Annotated in this window: 1 protein-coding gene; it reads left to right on the top strand. The window is 77.3% G+C overall.

Features of this window, described 5'->3' with window-relative positions; translation table 11 throughout:
* The coding region (locus tag FK498_RS18685; protein WP_141857204.1) for an ATP-dependent helicase at positions 1-1,282 on the top strand (1,282 nt) is incomplete at both ends.

Raw genomic sequence — 1,282 nt, 5'->3', positions numbered from 1 at the left:
GTGGTGGAGGCGCTGGCCGCCGAGGCCGGCGAGCCTCCGCCGCCCCGCCCCCGCCCGCGCGCGGCGGCATCCTCGCCGGGCTCGATCCGGAGCAGCGCGACGCAGCCGGGACGATCGGCACGCCGCTCCTGGTGATCGCCGGCCCTGGCTCCGGCAAGACGCGCGTGCTGACCCACAGGCTCGCGCATCTCGTGCGCGAGCGCGGCGTGCCCGCTTCCGTCTGCCTCGCCGTCACCTTCACCCGCCGCGCGACCGAGGAGCTCGCGTCCCGGCTCGCCGCGCTCGGCGCCGGCGGCTGCGCGGTGCACAGCTTCCATACGCTCGGGCTCGCGATCCTGCGCCGCGACGGCGCGGCCGCGGGCGTCGCGCCGGGCTTCCGCATCGCCAGCGAGGCCGAGCGTGCGGAGGCGCTGCGCGCCGCGCTCGGCGCGACGCCGGGGCAGGCACAGCGGCTCCTGCGCGAGGTTTCGCTCCTGAAGCGGACCGGCGCCGAGGGGGCGGGCGAGGCCGGCGCGGCGCTCGCCGCCCTGCGCCGGCTGGGGGCGGCGCAGGGCTGGGTCGATCTCGACGACCTGATCGTGCTCGCCGTTCGGGTGCTGGAGACCGATCCGGCCGCCGCCGCCCATTGGCGCGGCCGCTTCCGCCACATCGTCGCCGACGAATTCCAGGACGTCGACGAGATGCAGTACCGGCTGCTGCGTCTGCTCGCCGGCGACGGCAGCGGGCTCTGCGTGATCGGCGACCCGGACCAGGCGATCTACGGCTTCCGCGGCGCCGACGCGACGTGCTTCGCGCGCTTCGCGTCCGACTTCCCGGCTGCGCGCACGCTGCGGCTTGCGCGCAACTACCGCTCGACCGGAACGATCGTCGCCGCCTCCGCGGCGCTGCTCGGCGCACGGGCGGCCGAGGCGCAGCGATCGGCCGGCGCGCCGATCCTGCTGCACGAGGCGGCCGACGAGCGCGACGAGGCCGCCTTCGTCGCCGCGACCATCGAGGCGCTGCTCGGCGGGCATGACATGCTCGCCGCGAACGGCAGCACCGCGGAGCCGGCGGCTCCGCTCGGCTTCGCCGACTTCGCCGTGCTGTACCGCACCGATGCCCAGGCCGCCGCACTGCGCGAGGCGTTCGACCGCGCCGGCATTCCGTTCAGGAAGAGCACGCCGGCGCCGATCGCCGCGCATCCGGGCGTGCGTGCCGTGCTCGGCGCGCTTGAGCGGATGGCCGCGGATGACGGCGCCGACCTCGCCGCGCGCCTCGCCGCGGCGGCCGAGCAGGTGCGGCG

It is taken from the genome of Elioraea sp. Yellowstone, assembly GCF_006704265.1.
In the GTDB taxonomy this organism is placed as follows: domain Bacteria; phylum Pseudomonadota; class Alphaproteobacteria; order Acetobacterales; family Acetobacteraceae; genus Elioraea.
Note: the sequence above shows the minus strand (reverse complement) of the source record. Positions and strands in the feature narration are given on the sequence as shown.